The 16824-nt window shown below is 66.8% G+C and carries 17 protein-coding genes; 16 read left to right on the forward strand and 1 reads right to left on the reverse strand.

What is annotated here, in order from left to right:
• Nucleotides 1-9 precede the first annotated feature (9 nt).
• The 13 genes from gap to WEA80_10485 all read left to right on the forward strand — a co-directional run bounded on the left by gap (nucleotide 10) and on the right by WEA80_10485 (nucleotide 11746).
• Nucleotides 10-1023, forward strand: coding sequence for a type I glyceraldehyde-3-phosphate dehydrogenase (gene gap, locus WEA80_10425; protein ID MEX1186992.1), 1014 nt, complete (start codon nucleotides 10-12; stop codon nucleotides 1021-1023).
• A gap of 15 nt (nucleotides 1024-1038) precedes the next feature.
• Nucleotides 1039-2238: a phosphoglycerate kinase gene (locus WEA80_10430; GenBank protein MEX1186993.1), complete on the forward strand. Its 1200-nt coding sequence runs from the start codon at nucleotides 1039-1041 to the stop codon at nucleotides 2236-2238.
• Nucleotides 2235-3026 (forward strand): triose-phosphate isomerase, encoded by a 792-nt coding sequence (tpiA, locus tag WEA80_10435; protein MEX1186994.1) that lies wholly within the window; start codon nucleotides 2235-2237, stop codon nucleotides 3024-3026. Before WEA80_10430 ends, tpiA begins: the two co-directional genes overlap by 4 nt.
• An 84-nt stretch (nucleotides 3027-3110) precedes the next feature.
• Nucleotides 3111-3512 (forward strand): preprotein translocase subunit SecG, encoded by a 402-nt coding sequence (gene secG / locus WEA80_10440; GenBank protein ID MEX1186995.1) that lies wholly within the window; start codon nucleotides 3111-3113, stop codon nucleotides 3510-3512.
• 7 nt (nucleotides 3513-3519) lie between these two features.
• Nucleotides 3520-4641: a glutamine-hydrolyzing carbamoyl-phosphate synthase small subunit gene (gene carA, locus WEA80_10445; protein MEX1186996.1), complete on the forward strand. Its 1122-nt coding sequence runs from the start codon at nucleotides 3520-3522 to the stop codon at nucleotides 4639-4641.
• Nucleotides 4642-4723: 82 nt separating this feature from the next.
• Nucleotides 4724-5050: an HU family DNA-binding protein gene (locus tag WEA80_10450; GenBank protein MEX1186997.1), complete on the forward strand. Its 327-nt coding sequence runs from the start codon at nucleotides 4724-4726 to the stop codon at nucleotides 5048-5050.
• Nucleotides 5051-5057: 7 nt separating this feature from the next.
• Nucleotides 5058-5309, forward strand: a complete 252-nt coding sequence (locus WEA80_10455; protein MEX1186998.1) for a MoaD/ThiS family protein — start codon at nucleotides 5058-5060, stop codon at nucleotides 5307-5309.
• Between the two features lie 15 nt (nucleotides 5310-5324).
• Nucleotides 5325-5774, forward strand: a complete 450-nt coding sequence (locus WEA80_10460) for a molybdenum cofactor biosynthesis protein MoaE (protein ID MEX1186999.1) — start codon at nucleotides 5325-5327, stop codon at nucleotides 5772-5774.
• A complete protein-coding gene (moaA, locus tag WEA80_10465) occupies nucleotides 5771-6742 on the forward strand; it encodes a GTP 3',8-cyclase MoaA (GenBank protein ID MEX1187000.1) in 972 nt (323 codons plus the stop codon). Before WEA80_10460 ends, moaA begins: the two co-directional genes overlap by 4 nt.
• A 121-nt stretch (nucleotides 6743-6863) precedes the next feature.
• The gene (mdh, locus tag WEA80_10470; GenBank protein ID MEX1187001.1) at nucleotides 6864-7793 is read left to right on the forward strand and encodes a malate dehydrogenase; all 930 of its coding nucleotides are present in this window, start codon (nucleotides 6864-6866) and stop codon (nucleotides 7791-7793) included.
• A gap of 167 nt (nucleotides 7794-7960) precedes the next feature.
• A complete protein-coding gene (gene ppsA, locus WEA80_10475) occupies nucleotides 7961-10324 on the forward strand; it encodes a phosphoenolpyruvate synthase (GenBank protein ID MEX1187002.1) in 2364 nt (787 codons plus the stop codon).
• A gap of 3 nt (nucleotides 10325-10327) precedes the next feature.
• A complete protein-coding gene (locus tag WEA80_10480) occupies nucleotides 10328-11098 on the forward strand; it encodes a glucose 1-dehydrogenase (protein ID MEX1187003.1) in 771 nt (256 codons plus the stop codon).
• 150 nt (nucleotides 11099-11248) lie between these two features.
• Nucleotides 11249-11746: a hypothetical protein gene (locus tag WEA80_10485; protein ID MEX1187004.1), complete on the forward strand. Its 498-nt coding sequence runs from the start codon at nucleotides 11249-11251 to the stop codon at nucleotides 11744-11746.
• Nucleotides 11747-11775: 29 nt separating this feature from the next.
• Here WEA80_10485 and WEA80_10490 read toward each other — a convergent pair whose 3' ends face one another.
• Nucleotides 11776-12762: an alpha/beta fold hydrolase gene (locus WEA80_10490; GenBank protein ID MEX1187005.1), complete on the reverse strand. Its 987-nt coding sequence runs from the start codon at nucleotides 12760-12762 to the stop codon at nucleotides 11776-11778.
• A gap of 234 nt (nucleotides 12763-12996) precedes the next feature.
• Between WEA80_10490 and WEA80_10495 the strand changes: the two genes are divergently transcribed.
• From WEA80_10495 to WEA80_10505, 3 genes are read left to right on the forward strand one after another with little or no spacing between them, the layout of a single operon-like run.
• Entirely contained in the window at nucleotides 12997-14901 is a 1905-nt protein-coding gene (locus WEA80_10495; GenBank protein ID MEX1187006.1) for a 2-oxoacid:acceptor oxidoreductase subunit alpha, read from the forward strand.
• On the forward strand, nucleotides 14898-15848 hold the full coding sequence (locus WEA80_10500) for a thiamine pyrophosphate-dependent enzyme (protein MEX1187007.1): 951 nt from the start codon (nucleotides 14898-14900) through the stop codon (nucleotides 15846-15848). Before WEA80_10495 ends, WEA80_10500 begins: the two co-directional genes overlap by 4 nt.
• Nucleotides 15838-16821, forward strand: a complete 984-nt coding sequence (locus WEA80_10505) for a hypothetical protein (protein MEX1187008.1) — start codon at nucleotides 15838-15840, stop codon at nucleotides 16819-16821. The genes WEA80_10500 and WEA80_10505 overlap by 11 nt, the downstream gene beginning before the upstream one ends.
• Nucleotides 16822-16824: the final 3 nt, after the last annotated feature.

The raw sequence follows: 16824 nt of genomic DNA on the forward strand, positions 1-16824 counted from the left end.
CGCTCTCGAATGACAATTCGCGTAGGCATCAACGGCTTCGGCCGCATTGGACGGCAGGTGCTCCGCGCCGCGAAGGAGACCGGCGTGTCCGATCTCGATTTCGTGGCCGTGAACGACCTCACCGACACGCGCACCCTCGCCCACCTGTTCAAGTACGACTCCGTGCACGGCATGTTCGACGGCACGGTGGAGTCGAAGGCAGGCGCCGTCGTCATCGACGGCGACGAGGTGAAAGTGCTCTCCGAGAAGGACCCAGCGGCGCTCCCGTGGAAGGACCTCGGCGTGGACATCGTGCTCGAGTCCACGGGCCGCTTCACCGACGTCAAAGACGCCCGCAAGCACATCGCCGGCGGCGCGAAGAAGGTCATCATCTCGGCGCCGGCCAAGGGCGAGGATCTGACCGTGGTGCTCGGCGTCAACGCCGACAAGTACGATCCGGCGAAGCACTCGATCATCTCCAACGCGTCGTGCACGACCAACTGCCTGGTGCCGATGGTCAAGGTGATCCGCGACAAGTTCGGCTTCAAGCATGGCTCGATGGTCACGATCCACAGCTACACCAACGACCAGTCGATCCTCGACCTGCCGCACAAGGACCTGCGGCGCGCGCGGGCGGCCGCCGTTTCTATGATTCCCACCACGACGGGCGCGGCCAAGGCCACCTCGCTGGTCATCCCGGAGCTCAAGGGGAAGATCGACGGCACGGCGATCCGCGTGCCGACTCCCGACGTGTCGCTCACGGCGCTGACGGTGGAGGTCGAGCGGGCAACTACGCGGGACGAAGTGAACGCCGCGTTTCGCACAGCTTCCGAGAGCGGACCGCTCGAGGGGATTCTGGCGTACACCGAGGAAGAGCTCGTGTCGGTGGACTACATAGGCAACCCGCACTCGTGCATCCTCGACGCGAAGAGCACCAACGTGATCGACGGGACGATGGTGGCCGTGTCCGGCTGGTACGACAACGAGTGGGGTTACGCTTCGCGCTGCGTGGACCTGCTGCGGTTCGTCGGCGCGCGGCTGTAAGACGCGCGGCACCCGATGAACAAGAAGACGGTCAAAGACCTGCGCGACGAGGAGGTGCGCGGGAAGCGCGCGCTCGTGCGCAGTGATTTCAACGTGCCGCTCGAGGGCGCGCGGATCACCGACGACTCGCGCATCACGGCGTCGCTGCCGACGATCAGGAACCTGGTGGACAGGGGCGCGCGCGTCGTGCTGCTGTCGCACCTCGGCCGGCCGAAGGGCAAGCCCGACGCGAAGTACTCGCTGCTGCCGGTGGCCATGAGGCTCGAGGAACTGCTCGGCAGGCCCGTGCAATTCGTCGAGAGCACCGACACCGACGAAGCGATCAAGGCGACGCACTCCCTGAAGGACGGCGAAGTGCTGCTGCTCGAGAACACGCGCTTTCTCGGCGGCGAGGAGGAGAACGAGCCGCGGCTGTCGCGCGCGCTGGCCGAGCTGGGCGATCTCTATGTGAACGACGCGTTCGGCGCCGCTCACCGGGCGCACTCGTCCACCGCCGGCGTAGCGGAGCATCTCAAGCCCGCCGTCGCCGGCCTCCTCCTCGAGAAGGAGCTGGACTACCTCGGCAAGGCGCTTGCCAATCCCAAGCGCCCGTTTGTGGCGATACTCGGCGGCGCGAAGATCTCGGGCAAGATCGACGTGATCGAGCAGCTCCTTCCGAAGGTGGACGCGCTGCTGATCGGCGGGGCGATGGCGTGCACCTTCTTCCGCGCGATGGGGCTCGAGACGGGCAAGTCGCTGGTCGAGGAGGACCGCGTGGACATGGCGAAGGACATTCTCGACCGCGCGGGCACCAAGCTGATTCTGCCGCACGACGCGATCGTCGCGCAGGCGATCGACCGGCCGGAGAGCGCGCACGCCGTCACCCGCGCGGCCATTCCCGCGGGCGAGGGGATGTTCGACATCGGGCCGAAGACGGCAGAATCGTATTCGCGCGCCATCGCGACGGCAAAGACGGTGATCTGGAACGGGCCGATGGGCGTGGCGGAGACGCCCGCGTTCGCCGGCGGGACGCAGGCGATCGCGAAGGCGATGGCAGCCGCGACGGACAAGGGCGCGGTCACGATCGTGGGCGGGGGAGATTCGGCCGCGGCGGTGGCCGAGGCCGGGCTGACCGCGCGGATGAGCCACGTGTCCACCGGCGGCGGTGCGTCGCTGGAGTTCCTCGAAGGAAAAGTTCTGCCCGGAGTGGCCGCGCTCGAGGACCGCGCGGCATGAATCATCCGATCTTCGCCGCGAACTGGAAGATGAACCACGGGCCCAGCGAGGCGCGGTCGTTCATCAAGAGGTTTCTCACGCAATACACGCGGCACTACGACCGCACCGTGATCTTCTTCCCGCCGTCCGCCTCCATCGAGGCGGTCGATCAGCTGGTGGAGGGCCGCGCCGACATCCTCGTCGGCGCGCAGAACATCCACTGGGAGAGCCAGGGCGCGTTCACCGGCGAGATATCGGGGCAGATCGCGCGCGATGCCGGTGCCACGCTCGTGCTCGTCGGCCACTCGGAGCGGCGGCACGTCTTCGGGGAGACGGACGAAGACACCGCGCGCAAATGCGCCGCCGCGGAGCGCGCCGGACTGCGTCCGATGCTGTGCGTCGGCGAGAAGCTCGAGGAGCGTGAAGCGGGGAAGACCGAGAAGGTCGTTCTCCGGCAGTTGAGGGCCGGGTTCTCCAAGCTGGCGCAGATCGACGCGTTCAATCCGATCGTCGCGTACGAGCCGGTCTGGGCGATCGGGACCGGCCGCAACGCGACATCCGACGATGCCAGCTCGATTCACGGCGTGATCCGCGCCGAGCTGAAGAAGATTGTCGGCGACCGGGCCCGCGCGATCCCCGTGCTGTATGGCGGAAGCGTGAATGCGGGCAACGCGCCCGCGCTGCTGTCCGCGCCTGACGTTGACGGAGTGCTAGTCGGCGGCGCGAGTCTGGATACCGGCAGCTGGACGTCGATAGTCCGCACGCGCCTGACCGCCGAGATCCCTCCGGGGGAGCTGGCCTCGGACTAAGTGACCGGGCGATCGCGCTCGCGGCCTTGGATAACGCGCCCGTATCCGCGATATTGACGCACCAACAATCCCCACCCGGAATCGATGTACACATTTCTGCTCGTCATTCTGATAATCGACGCGCTGCTCCTCGTCGGAGTGGTGCTGATGCAGGCTGGAAAGGGCGGCGGCATGGCCGCCAGCTTCGGAGGCGCGAGCTCATCCTCCGACTCCATCATCGGAACCCGCCAGGCCGGCAACGTCCTGACCAAGGCGAGTTGGTGGCTGGGCGGGGTTTTCCTCGCGCTCGCGTTCATCCTGCAGCTGATGTCGTCGCGCCCGCGCACGCCCGAATCGGTGCTCGACCGTCCGCTGTCCGCGCCGGTCCAGTCCGCGCCGGCACCCACGGGTCCCGCGCCCGCGGTGCCGCTCGAGCCGGCTCCGACGACGCCGCCCGCCGGCACGCCGCAGGGAACCCCGACACAGCCGCCGGGGGGCACGCCCTAGCTTGGCGGTGTCGGCCGCATCGTCCAATCCGGGGTTCCTCCTCCTCGAGGACGGAACCCTTTTTCACGGCCGCGTTCACGGGCACCCGCCGGGCGCCGCCGCGGAGGTCGTTTTCACGACCAATATGACCGGGTACCAGGAGGTCTTCACCGACCCCTCGTACAAGGGACAGATCGTCGTGATGACCGCGCCCCAGATCGGGAACTACGGCATCAACACCGAGGACCCCGAGTCGGCCGCTCCGCAGGTGTCGGGCGTGGTCGTTCGCGAGCTGTCGCGCACGTACTCCAACTGGCGCGCGACGGGTGACCTGCGCGGCTGGCTGCTCGATGCGCAAATACCCGTACTGGAAGAAGTTGACACGCGTCGGCTGACGCGCCACTTGAGGTCCGCGGGTGTGATGCGCGGAGTTGTGGCGGAGGGAGCCGAGCCGACCGCGGAGACTCTCGCCATTCTGGATGCCTGCCCGTCCATGGAAGGCCAGGACCTGGCGTCGGTCGTGTCGACGAAAAAAGTCTATAAGTGGGGTAACCCTCAGGCGCCGCACCACATCGTTGCGTACGACTTCGGAATCAAGCGCAACATTCTGCGCCTGTTCGACGAGAACGGGTGCCGCGTCACCGTGGTTCCCGCGAACACGCCGCCGGAAGCGGCGCTGGAGCTGGCGCCGGACGGAATCTTTCTGGCCAACGGCCCGGGCGACCCAGCGGCCGTGACCTACGCGCCGAACACGATCAACCGCCTGGCCAGCCAGGGCATTCCGATGTTCGGCATCTGCCTGGGGCATCAGCTCATAGGGCTCTCCTTCGGCGCGTCGACCGTGAAGATGCCGTACGGGCACAGGGGTGGAAATCACCCCGTACGGGAGCTTTCCACGGGGAGGGTGCTGATCACGTCCCAGAACCACGGCTTCGCCGTCGAGGGGAGCGAGGCCGGGATTCCCGGCGCTCCGGAGCTCGAGGTGACCCATCTGAACCTCAATGACGGGACGATCGAAGGCATGCGCCACCGCGAGCTGCCCGTCTTCGCGGTACAGTATCACCCCGAGGCCGCACCCGGTCCGCACGACGCCAGGCCGCTTTTTCAGGAGTTTCTGGCCGCCGTCACTGGAGCCGCCAAAGTCCTTTAAACGCTTGACACACAACAACTAAGGTCCTAGCTTCGATTGTATGACAGCGCTTTCCGCGCCGTCTTTCAACTGAGGCCCCGACATGACGAAGGCCGACCTTGTCGAGCACGTGACCGCCGAGATTGCCAAGACGGCCGGTCCGATGATCTCCAAGAAGGACTGTGCTCGGGTCGTCGACGCTTTCCTGGAAGCGATCAAGGACGCACTGAAGGAACAGAAGAACATCGAGGTCCGCGGGTTCGGCACTTTCAAGATCCGACAGCGAAAGACGCGCATGGCGCGGAATCCCCGAACTGGTGCTCCTGTAGAGGTTTCTGCGCGCCCGGTCCCGGTGTTCAAACCATCCAAGGAGCTCCGCGCTCTCGTCGCGAACCTGACCGACGCGGAGATGCACGCCCTCCCCGAGTAGCCGGCCCGTGGCGGGGGAGATACAGGTGAAGGCGCTCCTGTTCGCCTCCTACGCCGATGCCTTCGGCTCAGCCGAGGTGCCATTACTACTGGTAGTAGGTTCCACCGTCGGCGACGCGGTTGCAGCGCTCCGCGCCAAATTCCCTGCGGCAGTCCCCGCGCGCCCGCTCGTTGCGCTCAACGAGCGCTACGCCCGCTACGACGAAGTCCTCGCCCAGGGCGACGAGGTCGCCGTAATTCCGCCGGTCGCAGGCGGTTAGATGCGCGCGGCTCTAGTGAAACGTCCGATCGATCCCGCTGCGCTGATCGCGGAGGTGGTCGACCATTCCTGCGGCGCGGTGTCGATCTTCCTCGGCACCGTTCGCAACGTGGACGAAGGGAAGGCCGTGACGGGAATGGAGTACACGGCGTATGAGTCGATGGCGGTGCGGGAGCTCGAGGCGATCCTCCTGCGAGCGCGCGAGCAGTTCGCCGTCGAGCATATTGTGGTGGAGCACCGACTCGGCCGGCTGGAGCTCGGCGACGTGAGCGTCGCCATCGTCGCGGCGCACCCGCACAGACGAGAGGCCATGGACGCGACCCGCTACACGATCGAGGAGATAAAGAAGACCGTGCCGATCTGGAAGCTCGAGCACTACGCCGACGGTACCCGCGAATGGGTCGATCCCACGCGGGGCGCGGCTCTGGTGCAGCCGCCCGCGCACGTCGCGGAGGAGGTCGGGTGAAGGACGCCTTCGGCCGGAGCATCGAGTACCTCAGAATCTCCGTTACCGACAGGTGCAACTTCCGCTGCCTTTACTGCATGCCGGAAGAAGGTCTGGAGTGGCTGCCGCGGAGCGAGATCCTGTCTTACGAGGAGATCGGCGAGGTAGTCCGCCAGCTCGCGCCGCTCGGCTTGCGCCGGCTGCGGCTGACCGGAGGTGAGCCGACTATCCGCCCGGAGCTGTACAAGCTCGTGGCCATGCTGCGCGCCATCCCGGGAATCGAGGACATCGCGCTGTCGACGAACGGGTCCCGCTTTCCCGAGCTGGCGCCGCGTCTCAGTGCGGCGGGGCTCGACCGGGTCAACATCAGCGCGGACAGCCTTCGTCCGGGACGCGTGCGCGACATCGCGCGCCGGACGGTTACGACCGCGCCGGTGGACGCGCTGCGAGCCGCCACGCGCGCGGGGCTCTCGCCGGTCAAGGTGAACGTGGTGGTGATGCGCGGCATCAACGACGACGAGCTGGTGGACTTCGCGCGGCTCACGCTCGAGCACGAGTGGCACGTGCGATTCATCGAGCTGATGCCGGTGGGCGACATGCGCGGCGCGACCTGGGAGCACGTGGTTCCCAGCGACGAGATACTGGATCGCCTGTCCGCGTTGGGCGCAATGACTCCGTGCAACGGTCCGGCCCGCGGCAACGGACCGGCCGTGTATCACCGGTACGCCGGCGCGCCGGGCACGGTGGGCGTGATCACGCCGATGACGCACACCTACTGCGCGTCGTGCAACCGTGTCCGCCTCACCGCGGACGGCCGGCTGCGCACGTGCCTGTTCGGCGACGCCGAGGTGAACCTTCGCGACTCGCTGCGCGCGGGCGAGCCGCTCGAGCCGCTGTTCGTTCGAGCGCTGGCGGAAAAACCGGAGGAGCATGCCCTTCTCCAGATGAAGATCGGCGGATTGCGCGCGCTCTCCCAGGTCGGCGGGTAGCGCTCTCGTTCCCGTCGGTCCGGAAAGCCGATTAACTTGCGCTGAGAGTTCTCGAACCAACGCGTTGGTTGTTCGCGATTAGCTAACAGCCAACAGCCAACAGCCAATAGCTCCCACAAAAATGGTCAACAAGATTACGGTCGTCGGTGCCGGCAACGTCGGTGCCACCGCGGCGCAGCGTCTCGCGGAAAAAGAGCTCGCGCGCACAGTCGTGCTTGTGGACGTCGTCGAAGGAATTCCGCAGGGAAAGGGCCTCGATCAATGGCAGTCGGCGCCGATCGAAGGCTTCGACTCGCGAATCGTCGGCACGAACGGCTACGAGGAGACAGCCGGCTCGGACATCGTCGTCATCACCGCCGGGATCGCGCGCAAGCCCGGGATGTCGCGCGACGATCTGCTCAACACCAACGCCGGGATCGTCAAGCAGGTCTCGGAGAACGTCAAGCGGACGTCGCCGGACGCGATCATCATCATGGTGTCGAATCCGCTCGACGTGATGTCGTGGGTCGCCAAGCAGGTCACCGGCTTCCCGCGGGAGCGCGTGCTCGGCATGGCCGGCGTGCTCGACACCGCGCGCTACCGCGCGTTCCTGGCCGAGGCGATGGACGTCTCCACGCGCGACATCCAGGCGATGGTGCTCGGCGGCCACGGCGACACGATGGTGCCGCTCGTCAGCTACACGAGCGTCAGCGGGATTCCCGTGCGGCAGCTGCTCGCCGCCGACAAGCTCAAGGCGATCGTCGAGCGCACGCGCGGCGGCGGCGCCGAGATCGTCGGCTTTCTCAAGACGGGGTCGGCGTATTACGCGCCCTCGGCCGCTGCGGTGCAGATGTGCGAGGCGATCGTCCTCGACCAGAAGCGGATTCTACCTTGCGCGGCGTGGCTCGAAGGTGAATATGGGATGTCGGGGCTGTTCCTCGGCGTGCCGTGCAAGCTGGGACGGAAAGGGCTCGAGCAGATCATCGAGGTCGAGCTCACCCCCGACGAGAAGTCGGCGCTGGAGAAGAGCGCGGAAGCCGTGCGTGAGCCGATGGGAGCGATCAAGCTCTAAAAATCACACCTTCGCCGCTTCTGTCCGCGCCTGTGATGGCGCGAAAGATCAGTCGGGATGTCCCGCTTGTGGTCGGGGGAACCCTGATAGTCGCGCGCGGTCCTCCTGACAGACTTGCGTCAGACGGCAAGCCAGTATTGATGCGGGGACATACCGCCGACAATACGATGACTGCAGCGCTCGCCCAGCAAACTTCCGAGGCGGCTTCGGGACCGCGCTTTGCGGGCGTGGTGGTACCGTTCGCGAACGTCCGCCGCGCGGACGTAGCGACCGTCGGTGGCAAGGGCGCGAACCTCGGCGAGATGATCGCCGCCGGCTTGCCGGTTCCCCCCGGCTTCGTTCTCACGATCGAAGCGTACCGCCAGTTCTGCGACGCCAACGAGCTCGCGCCGCGGATCGAATCCGAGCTGAAGCGCATCGACCCGGATGATCCCGTCGCGCTCGATAGAAACGCGACGGCGCTGCGCCGGATAATCCTCGACGCGCCCGTGCCTGAGGATCTGCGCTTTGCGGTCGAACAGGCGTATGCGGCCCTGTCCAAGGATCGACCGGACGGCGGCCGGGTTGCGGTCCGCTCCTCGGCGACGGCGGAGGATACGGCTCAATTCTCGTTCGCCGGAATGTTCGAGAGCTTCCTGAACGTGTCCGGCAATACCGCGCTCCTCGACGCGGTGAAGGCATGCTGGGCGTCCACATTCGGTGCGCGGGTGCTCTTCTATCGCCTGAAGCAGGGGATGCCCGCCGAGATGCCGGTCGCGGTCATCGTGCAGCTGATGGTCGATTCGGAGAAATCGGGCGTCATCTTCACTTCCGATCCTGCCTCACGGGATCCTTCTCGCATGGTGATCGAGGCGGCCTGGGGGCTGGGCGAGTCGGTGGTACAGGGAGCCGTGACGCCCGACCGCCACGTACTCGACAAGCAGTCGCTCTCCGTCATCACCACCAACATCGCGAAAAAAGAATTCCTGCTCACCTGGCGACAGGACAAGGAGGCGACTGTCCGCGTCGAGCTTGGCAGTGACCCGCGCGAGCAAGCGCCGGTGCTCACGCCGAGCGAGCTCGAGACGCTCGGCACGCTCGCGCGCCGGGCGGAAGAGCATTACGGGGTGCCGCAGGACCTCGAGTTCGCGATCGAGGGGGACGAGATCTATCTGACGCAGAGCCGGCCCATCACAACGCTGCATCCGGCGGCGACCAGTGCGGCCGGTGGCGAGCCGACGGTGAAGGCGCTGGTGCAGGGACTGGGCGCCAGCCCAGGTCGTGCCACGGGCGCGGTGCGCGTGCTGAATGCGACCGACGAGCAATCGTCAATGCAAACTGGAGAGATCCTGGTAACGCGCATGACGTCCCCCGATTGGGTGCCGATCATGCGGCGGGCGGCGGCTATCGTGACCGACTCGGGCGGCATGACGTCGCATGCGGCTATCGTGGCCCGCGAGCTTGGCCTGCCGTGCATCGTCGGCGCGCACGACGCGACGCGAGTGCTCGCCACGGGCACTCTCGTGACCGTCGACGGAAGCGCCGGGACGGTCGTGGCCGGAGACGCCGGCGCCGGACAGCCGGCGGCAACGGCGCCCGAAGGGGCTCGAGACGGTCGCGGCCCGAGCGCCACGCCGATCACCGCTACCCGGCTGTACGTCAACCTCGGGGAGCCCGCGCGCGTCGCCGAGGTCGCCGCGCGCGACGTCGATGGCGTGGGTTTGCTGCGCGCGGAGTTCATGCTCCTAGAGGCGCTCGAGCACATGCACCCCCGTGCGTTCTTGGCGCAGCGCAGCGGCGATGAGTTCGTGCGGCGGATGGCCGAGAGCCTTCGGGTGTTCGCGCGGGCGTTTGCGCCGCGTCCGGTTGTTTATCGCACGATGGATTTTCGCTCGAACGAATTTCGCAACCTGACCGGCGGTGATGCGTTCGAGCCGACGGAAGCCAACCCGATGATCGGCTACCGGGGCTGTTTTCGCTATACGCGTGAGCCCGATCTCTTCGCGCTCGAGCTGCGCGCGATAGCCGAAGTCCGCCGCGAGCACGGGAATCTCCATCTCATGATCCCGTTCGTGCGCACGGCGCGCGAGCTCGAGACGTGTCTCCAGCTCGTGGATGCGAGTCCGCTCGCGGGCGATGCCCGTCTCGAGCGGTGGATCATGGCGGAAGTGCCATCGGTCGTCTACTGGCTGCCGACGTATGCGTCGCTCGGTATCTCGGGCGTGTCGATCGGCTCCAACGACCTCACGCAACTCGTGCTCGGAGTGGATCGGGACAGCGAGCTGTTGGGCGTGTCGTACGACGAGCGCGATCCCGCCGTACTCGACATGATCCGGTCGATCATCACCGAATGCCGCCGGCTCGGACTCACATGCTCGATATGCGGCCAGGCCCCGTCGGTGCATCCCGAGTACGCCGAACGGCTCGTCGAGTGGGGAATCGATTCGATCTCGGTCAGTCCCGACGCGATAGAGCGGACCCGTCGCAACATCGCCGTTGCGGAGCAGAAGCTCGTCCTGGCGCAGGCGCGCCGGGCGGGCGCTACCGAATGAATCATGGGTAGAGTCGCAGGCAAGGTCGCGATCGTGACCGGCGGTGCCATGGGAATCGGCCAGGCCTGCGCGGAGCTTTTGGCGGCGGAGGGAGCCGCGGTGGCCGTGACCGATCGCGAACGTGACGCCGGCGGAAAGGTCGTCGATGCTCTCGTCGCGCGGGGTCACCGCGCGATTTTCCTGGAACACGACGTCAGCCTGGAGAATGGCTGGCAAGGCGTTGTGGATGGCGTGGTCAAGACATACGGCAAGCTCGACATTCTGGTCAACAATGCCGGCGTGGGTTGGTTCGGAGACGTCGAGCACACCACGCTCGAGGACTGGCACAAGCTGATGGGCGTCAACCTCGACGGAGTCTTCCTCGGCATCAAGCACGCGATCCCCGCAATGCGCGCGTCCGGTGGCGGATCGATCGTCAACCTGTCGTCGATCGAAGGATTGGTCGGTGATCCCGGGCTCGCAGCCTACAACGCGAGCAAGGGCGCGGTGCGACTGCTCACGAAATCGGCGGCGCTGTACTGCGCGCGCGCGGGCATGAAAATCCGCGTCAACTCGGTGCATCCCGGCTACATCTGGACCCCGATGGTGCGGCACGCGCTGGAAGCTTCAGGGAATGCCGCCGAGATGCAGCGTGCGGTCGAGGCGCTTCACCCTGTGGGGCACCTGGGTGAGCCGAACGACATCGCGTACGGGGTGCTCTACCTCGCGTCCGACGAATCCACGTTCGTCACCGGGTCCGAGCTCGTGATCGACGGAGGCTACACGGCGCAATAACCGGAGACCACGTATGTCCATGAAGCGCGCATTGCAATGGATTTTCGCGCTCAGCCTCTTTGGTGTGGCGTTTTCAGGGGTGCTCACGTATCGTGAGTTTTTGGGGACGGCGGGGGCACTGTAGTCGCTCACGTGGTGGAGGGGCAGGTGATGAGAAGCATCTGGATGGCGGCAGTAGTGCTGATCATGGTGCCGGTGGTTGCGGAAGCGCAGGGCGGTGTCCCGGGGACGGGCGAAGCAACGGTGTTCGCCCCTGACGTTTCTGTTCTGAGCTTGATGTCGGCGCAGCAATTCACGGCCTCCGGCTTGAACAAGCTGACGCCGGCCGAGCTGCGCGCGCTGTCGGAGTGGGTCCGCGCGCACTCGCTGCACGTGGCGGAGCTGGCGCGAACGGCGGCGCTCAATCCGGAACCGGCGCCATCGGACAACCCGGGCACGATAGAGACCCGGATGGCCGGTGACTTCACGGGCTGGGACGGGAGCACCGTGTTCCAGTTCACCAACGGCCAGCTATGGCGGCAGGCGTCGTTCGGCACGCTGTACCATTTCCAGCGATCGCCGAAGGTCACGCTAGTGGCGACCGGAAGCGGCTGGCGATTGCAGGTTGACGGGGTACCGCAGTCGATCTACGTGCGCCGCTTGCGGTAACCGCTTTTTCGGCGTAGCCGCGCGAATGCCTAGTTCCGCGGGCGCAGAACGAAGCCGGCAATGGCGTCAACGAGCGTGGGGTCGACCGCGAGGGTGGAATCGCCGTAGGCGGGCAGCTGCTCCAGCCTGCCGGCCGGTGTCTGTTTGAGAACGTGGTTCATCCCCTGAATCAGCCTGAGCGTCGCGCCCGGGTGCCCAGCCGCGATGGCCCGCGCGTCCTCCTCCAGCGCCTGAATGTCGTGCGTCCCCTGCACGACCAAGAGGGGAACGCCGAGCCGTCCCGCGACCGCCGCCGGATTGTGCTTGAACCACGAGATCAGGTAAGGCTGCACGCTCGGCCGGAACAGCGCGGCCAGCCCCGGTGGAACGGTGTCGAGCAGCTCGCCGCGCTCGATCCTGTGGACCGCGGCGGTCGCCTGGGCCAGGAGCGGCGGCGGGAGCTGAGCCGAGAGCTGCCGGATGATCACGTCGCCCGCGGGAGCGCCCGCACCGGCGATCGACACCACTTTGGATGCGGGTATCGCCGGCGCGGCGAGCATTCCGATGAGCGAGCCCTCGCTGTGCCCGATCACCACCACGGAAGAGAAGCGCCGGTCCGCCGCCAGCCTGCGTCCCCACGCGGTGGCGTCGTCGACGAAATGGTCGAAGCGTAGATCCGCCTCGGTCAGTCCGGCTATGGTCGCGCGGCTCGCGCCGACGCCGCGCTTGTCGTACCGAAGGGAAGCGATCCCGCGCTCCGCCAGCGCCTCGGCGAGGTAGCGCAGCGAGTTGTTCTTGCCCGGGAGCAGCGGCGTATTCCCGTCGCGGTCGGTGGGGCCCGAACCGGCGATAATCAGCGCGACCGGAGCACCGCGGTTGGCGGGCACCAGCAGCGTGCCGTGCAGCGTAACAGATCCCGCGACGAGCGCATCGGGAAAGCTCCCGGGGATGTGCGGGGGATCGACCACGACCGGAGCCGGCGGCGCGCACGCCACGATCAGGACGAGTGCTGTGAGCGCGGAGCGGGAGCTTTTCATCGGAAGCTCGTGCGTGAGAGAAAGTTGGCTCGCCGGCGAGCAGTTAGATACTTAGCTAACTGTCTAAGTATGAGGCCGGTTCCCCCTGAATGTCAAGCCTCGCCGGCGCTGCTTCCGCCCCGGTACAGCGGGGAAACCCTGACATAAACACTCCTTAACGCCGACTGACACCTCCGGGGCGGAAGCGAGAATTGGGGTACCTGCGGGTTTCCCAACATCTGAACGGCCCTGGCAATGACCGCTGCTGCCGCGCTCCTCGAACGCGACGTCCCCGTCGCAACCCGCGTGCTCAAGCTCCCCGAGCACACGATCGAGATCGTTTCCGACTCCGGCGAAGGGGCACAGAAATGCGGCCAGATCTTCGGCGCCGTCTGCGCCAAGATGGGCAACGGAGTGTGGACGGTGGAGATCATTCCCGCCGAGATCCAGCCGCCGCCCAGAATCGCGGAAGGCGCCAGCGGGAACCGCATCCGCTTCGCCACCGGACCCGTCACCAACTGGGGCGATCAGACCGACCTCGTCGTCGCCTTTAACGAGCAGGTGCTCGTCGGCCGCCACCGGCTCGGGGCGCTCGCGAGCGACGCGATCATTCTCCTCGAGAACTCCTGGGCATCCAGCTCCAACCCGGACATCAAGGCCGCCTGGGACACGGCGCTCGCCGAGCTCGCCGGGCACGGGTACCGGATCATCGAAGTACCGATGGAAGAGCAGTGTCTCACCGTGGACGACAATCCGCGCAAAGGCAAGAACATGTTCGCGCTCGGAATGCTGGCGTACATCTACGACCGGAATCTCGAGCGGATCGAAGAGCAGATAGCGCACGCGTTCCGCCGGAAGTCGGAAGCGGTGTACGCGAAGAACGTCGCGCTGATGCGGCTGGGCTACGACTGGGCCGCCGCCAATCTCGATTTCCGCGTCGAGATTCCCACCAATCCGCCGCAGCAGGCCCTCGTCGTGATGAACGGGAACGAGGCGCTCGGCATGGGCGCGCTGGCGTCGGGGATGGAGCTGTGCGCGATGTACCCGATCACGCCCGCCACCTCCGTCTCCCACTATCTCGCGGAGGTCTTCCGCAAGTTTGGCGGAATACTGCACCAGGCCGAGGACGAGATCGCCGCGGCGGGCGTCGCGATCGGCGCGTCGTACGCGGGCAAGGTCGCGTTCACCATCACCTCCGGCCCCGGCCTCGCGCTGAAGACGGAGTTCATCGGGCTGGCCGTGATGACGGAGACTCCGCTGGTCGTCATCGACGTGCAGCGCGGCGGGCCGAGCACGGGCCTCCCCACGAAAGTCGAGCAATCCGATCTGCTCGCGGCGCTGGTCGGACAGCCGGGCGACACTCCGCATGTGGTGCTGGCGCCGGCGACGATCGAAGAATGTTTCCACTCGGTCGTCACCGCGCGGCAGATAGCGGAGACGTTTCACACTGTCGTCGTCATCCTGTCCGACGCAAATCTCTCGACGGGCGTTCAACCCTTTCCGCGGCCGCAGCTCAGGAAGGAATGGCTGGCGGCCGAGCTCGACCTCTCGCCCGTGGACGAAGGGCGGCGGCCCTACGAGTGGGATCCGCGCATGGGCACGTCCGCGAGACCGGTACCGGGCCAGCCCGGCGGGATGTACACGCTGACCGGCCTGTCACACGACGAATCAAGCAAGGTCGCGTACGGCGCGGGCATTCATCAGCACTCCACCACCATGCGCAGCCGCAAGATCGCAGTCCTTCAACAGACGCTGCTCCGGCCCGCCATTTATGGCGACCATGAGGGCGACTTGCTCGTCGTCGGCTGGGGCAGCACGAAGGGCGCCATCGAAGAGGCGATCGACCGGGCGCGCGCCGAGGGGCTGCACGCTTCGTCGACGCATCTGACTTTCCTCTCGCCGCTCCAACCGGGGCTGAAGGAGATCTTCTCGCGCTTCCGGAAGGTCATGACGGTCGAGATCAACTACAGCGACCCGCCGGGAGAGCCGTTCATCACCGACGAGAACAGGCGCCGCGGGCAGCTCGCGATGCTGCTCCGCGCGCAGACGCTCTGTGACGTGGACTGCTGGACGCGCGTGCCCGGTGAGCCGCTCCGCCCCGGACTCATCCACGCCGCGATTCGCGACGCCACCGTCGGACTGGCCGGAGGCCTCGCATGAGCGGGCACTGCGCCATCCTTCCGATCTTCGACGACGACGAGCGCGAGTTCGCGCTCACCGATTACGAGAAGGGAATTCCGCGCTGGTGTCCCGGCTGCGGCGACCACTCGGTTCTCACGGCCGTAGAGAAGCTCCTGGTCGCCGAGCAGCTCAAGCCGGAGCAAACCGTGTTCGTGTCGGGAATCGGGTGCTCGAGCCGGTTCCCGCACTACCTCAAGACGTACGGGTTCCACGGGCTGCACGGGCGCGCGTTGCCCGTCGCCACCGGCGTGAAGCTGCATCGTCCCGAGCTGGAAGTGTTCGTCGTGATGGGAGACGGGGACTGCTGCTCGATAGGCGCCGCGCACTGGATTCACGCGATCCGCTACAACATGCGGATGGTCGTGCTGCTGCTCGACAACAGCATTTACGGCCTCACCAAGAAGCAGACATCGCCGACGACGCCGCAGGGATTCAAGACGAACACGCAGCCGTTCGGAACTCCGTTGCCGCCGCTGAATCCGCTGACGACCACGCTCGGCACCACGAACGTGTCGTTCGTCGCGCAGACGGCGGAGTGGATTCCCACGCACCTGTACGCCACGATCCGAGCGGCCTACCGCCACCCCGGATTCGCCTTCGTTCGGATTCTCCAGCGCTGCCCCATGTACACGGAAGGGCTGTACAACGAGACCGTCAAGAACCCGGGAATGGTCGAGCTGCTGGTGCACGACGACGGCATTGTGCCGCCGGAGATCGACAAGATCTACACCAACCGGATCACCCACGATCCCGCCGATCTCGATTCAGCCCGCAGGCACGCCGAGGATTCGGACCGCGTACGGCTGGGTTTGTTCTACCGGAACGAGAGCCGCGCGCGGTACGACCTGCTGATGCGCCCGCCCAAAGTCACGAGCAGCGAGCGAATCGCTCTCCTCAACGAGGAGTTCGACCACTATGCCGTCTGACGAGCGGGTGCTCTCGGCCCTGTCGGGTCTGCGCCCGGCAATCGATCGCTACCGCCTCGCGGCGTCCGGCACGCTGGAGCGGGCGCGAGCGATGCTCGCCTTCGAGCCCGGCCCGGGGCGGACGCGCGCGGCACTCGGCGAGTTCGCCGGCGGCCGCATAGACCCGGAGCGCTTCGCGCTGGTGTCGGCCGGCACGGATCCTCTCGACATGACCGGACGCGAAGTGGTCGAGCACGTCGTGGAGGTGATCGAGGACATCCTCGGCGCGCGCGATGAGCAGTTCTTCATTCCCGTCGGTCAGGCCGGCAATGCGGCCGAGACGATCCGCGCGAGACTCGCCGGACTGGGCGCCGCGCACGCGGCCGCGCGGATTCTCGACCTGGTGAAGCGGCACGGCTACGATCTCCTGCGGCACGGATCACCCTCGGACGGATATCCTTTCGAGCGATGGACCGCGGCCGAGCGCGCGCTCGCGCCGCCGCTGGTCGTCCGGCTCGACGGCTCCGCTCTCGACGCGCTCGAGCTCGCGCCGCTTGTCGATGGCTGCGTGCGACTGGTGCTCATCGTGGATGGGCCCGCCGCGCCGGCGCCCCTGGCGCGACTCGTATCGCCCGGCACTCTGATCGCGCAGGTGGACGACGCGAGCTTGCTCGCCGGGCTGGCTGAGTTCGACGGGCCCGCCGTCATCGCGGTGATGCAGGGCCAGGAAGCCCGCTTCGTTCACGATCCGCGCGCGGGGACCGCGCCGTGGCAGCGCATCCGGGTGGACCGCATGCCAGCGGTGCCGCCGCGAAAGACGCTCGGCTCGCGGACCGCATGGCAACAGCGTGACGATCTGGCCCACCTCAAGGCGCTCGTCGAGCCGCCGAGCCTCGCGCATTCCGCGGCCGGCGCCGGCAATGGCCACGCCGATCCAACCGATCGTCTCACGGCCTGGCTGATCGAGCAATCGGGCCAGGCAGGCGTTGCATGATCA

Source organism: Gemmatimonadaceae bacterium (assembly GCA_040882285.1).
Classification (GTDB): Bacteria; Gemmatimonadota; Gemmatimonadetes; order Gemmatimonadales; family Gemmatimonadaceae; genus JACDCY01.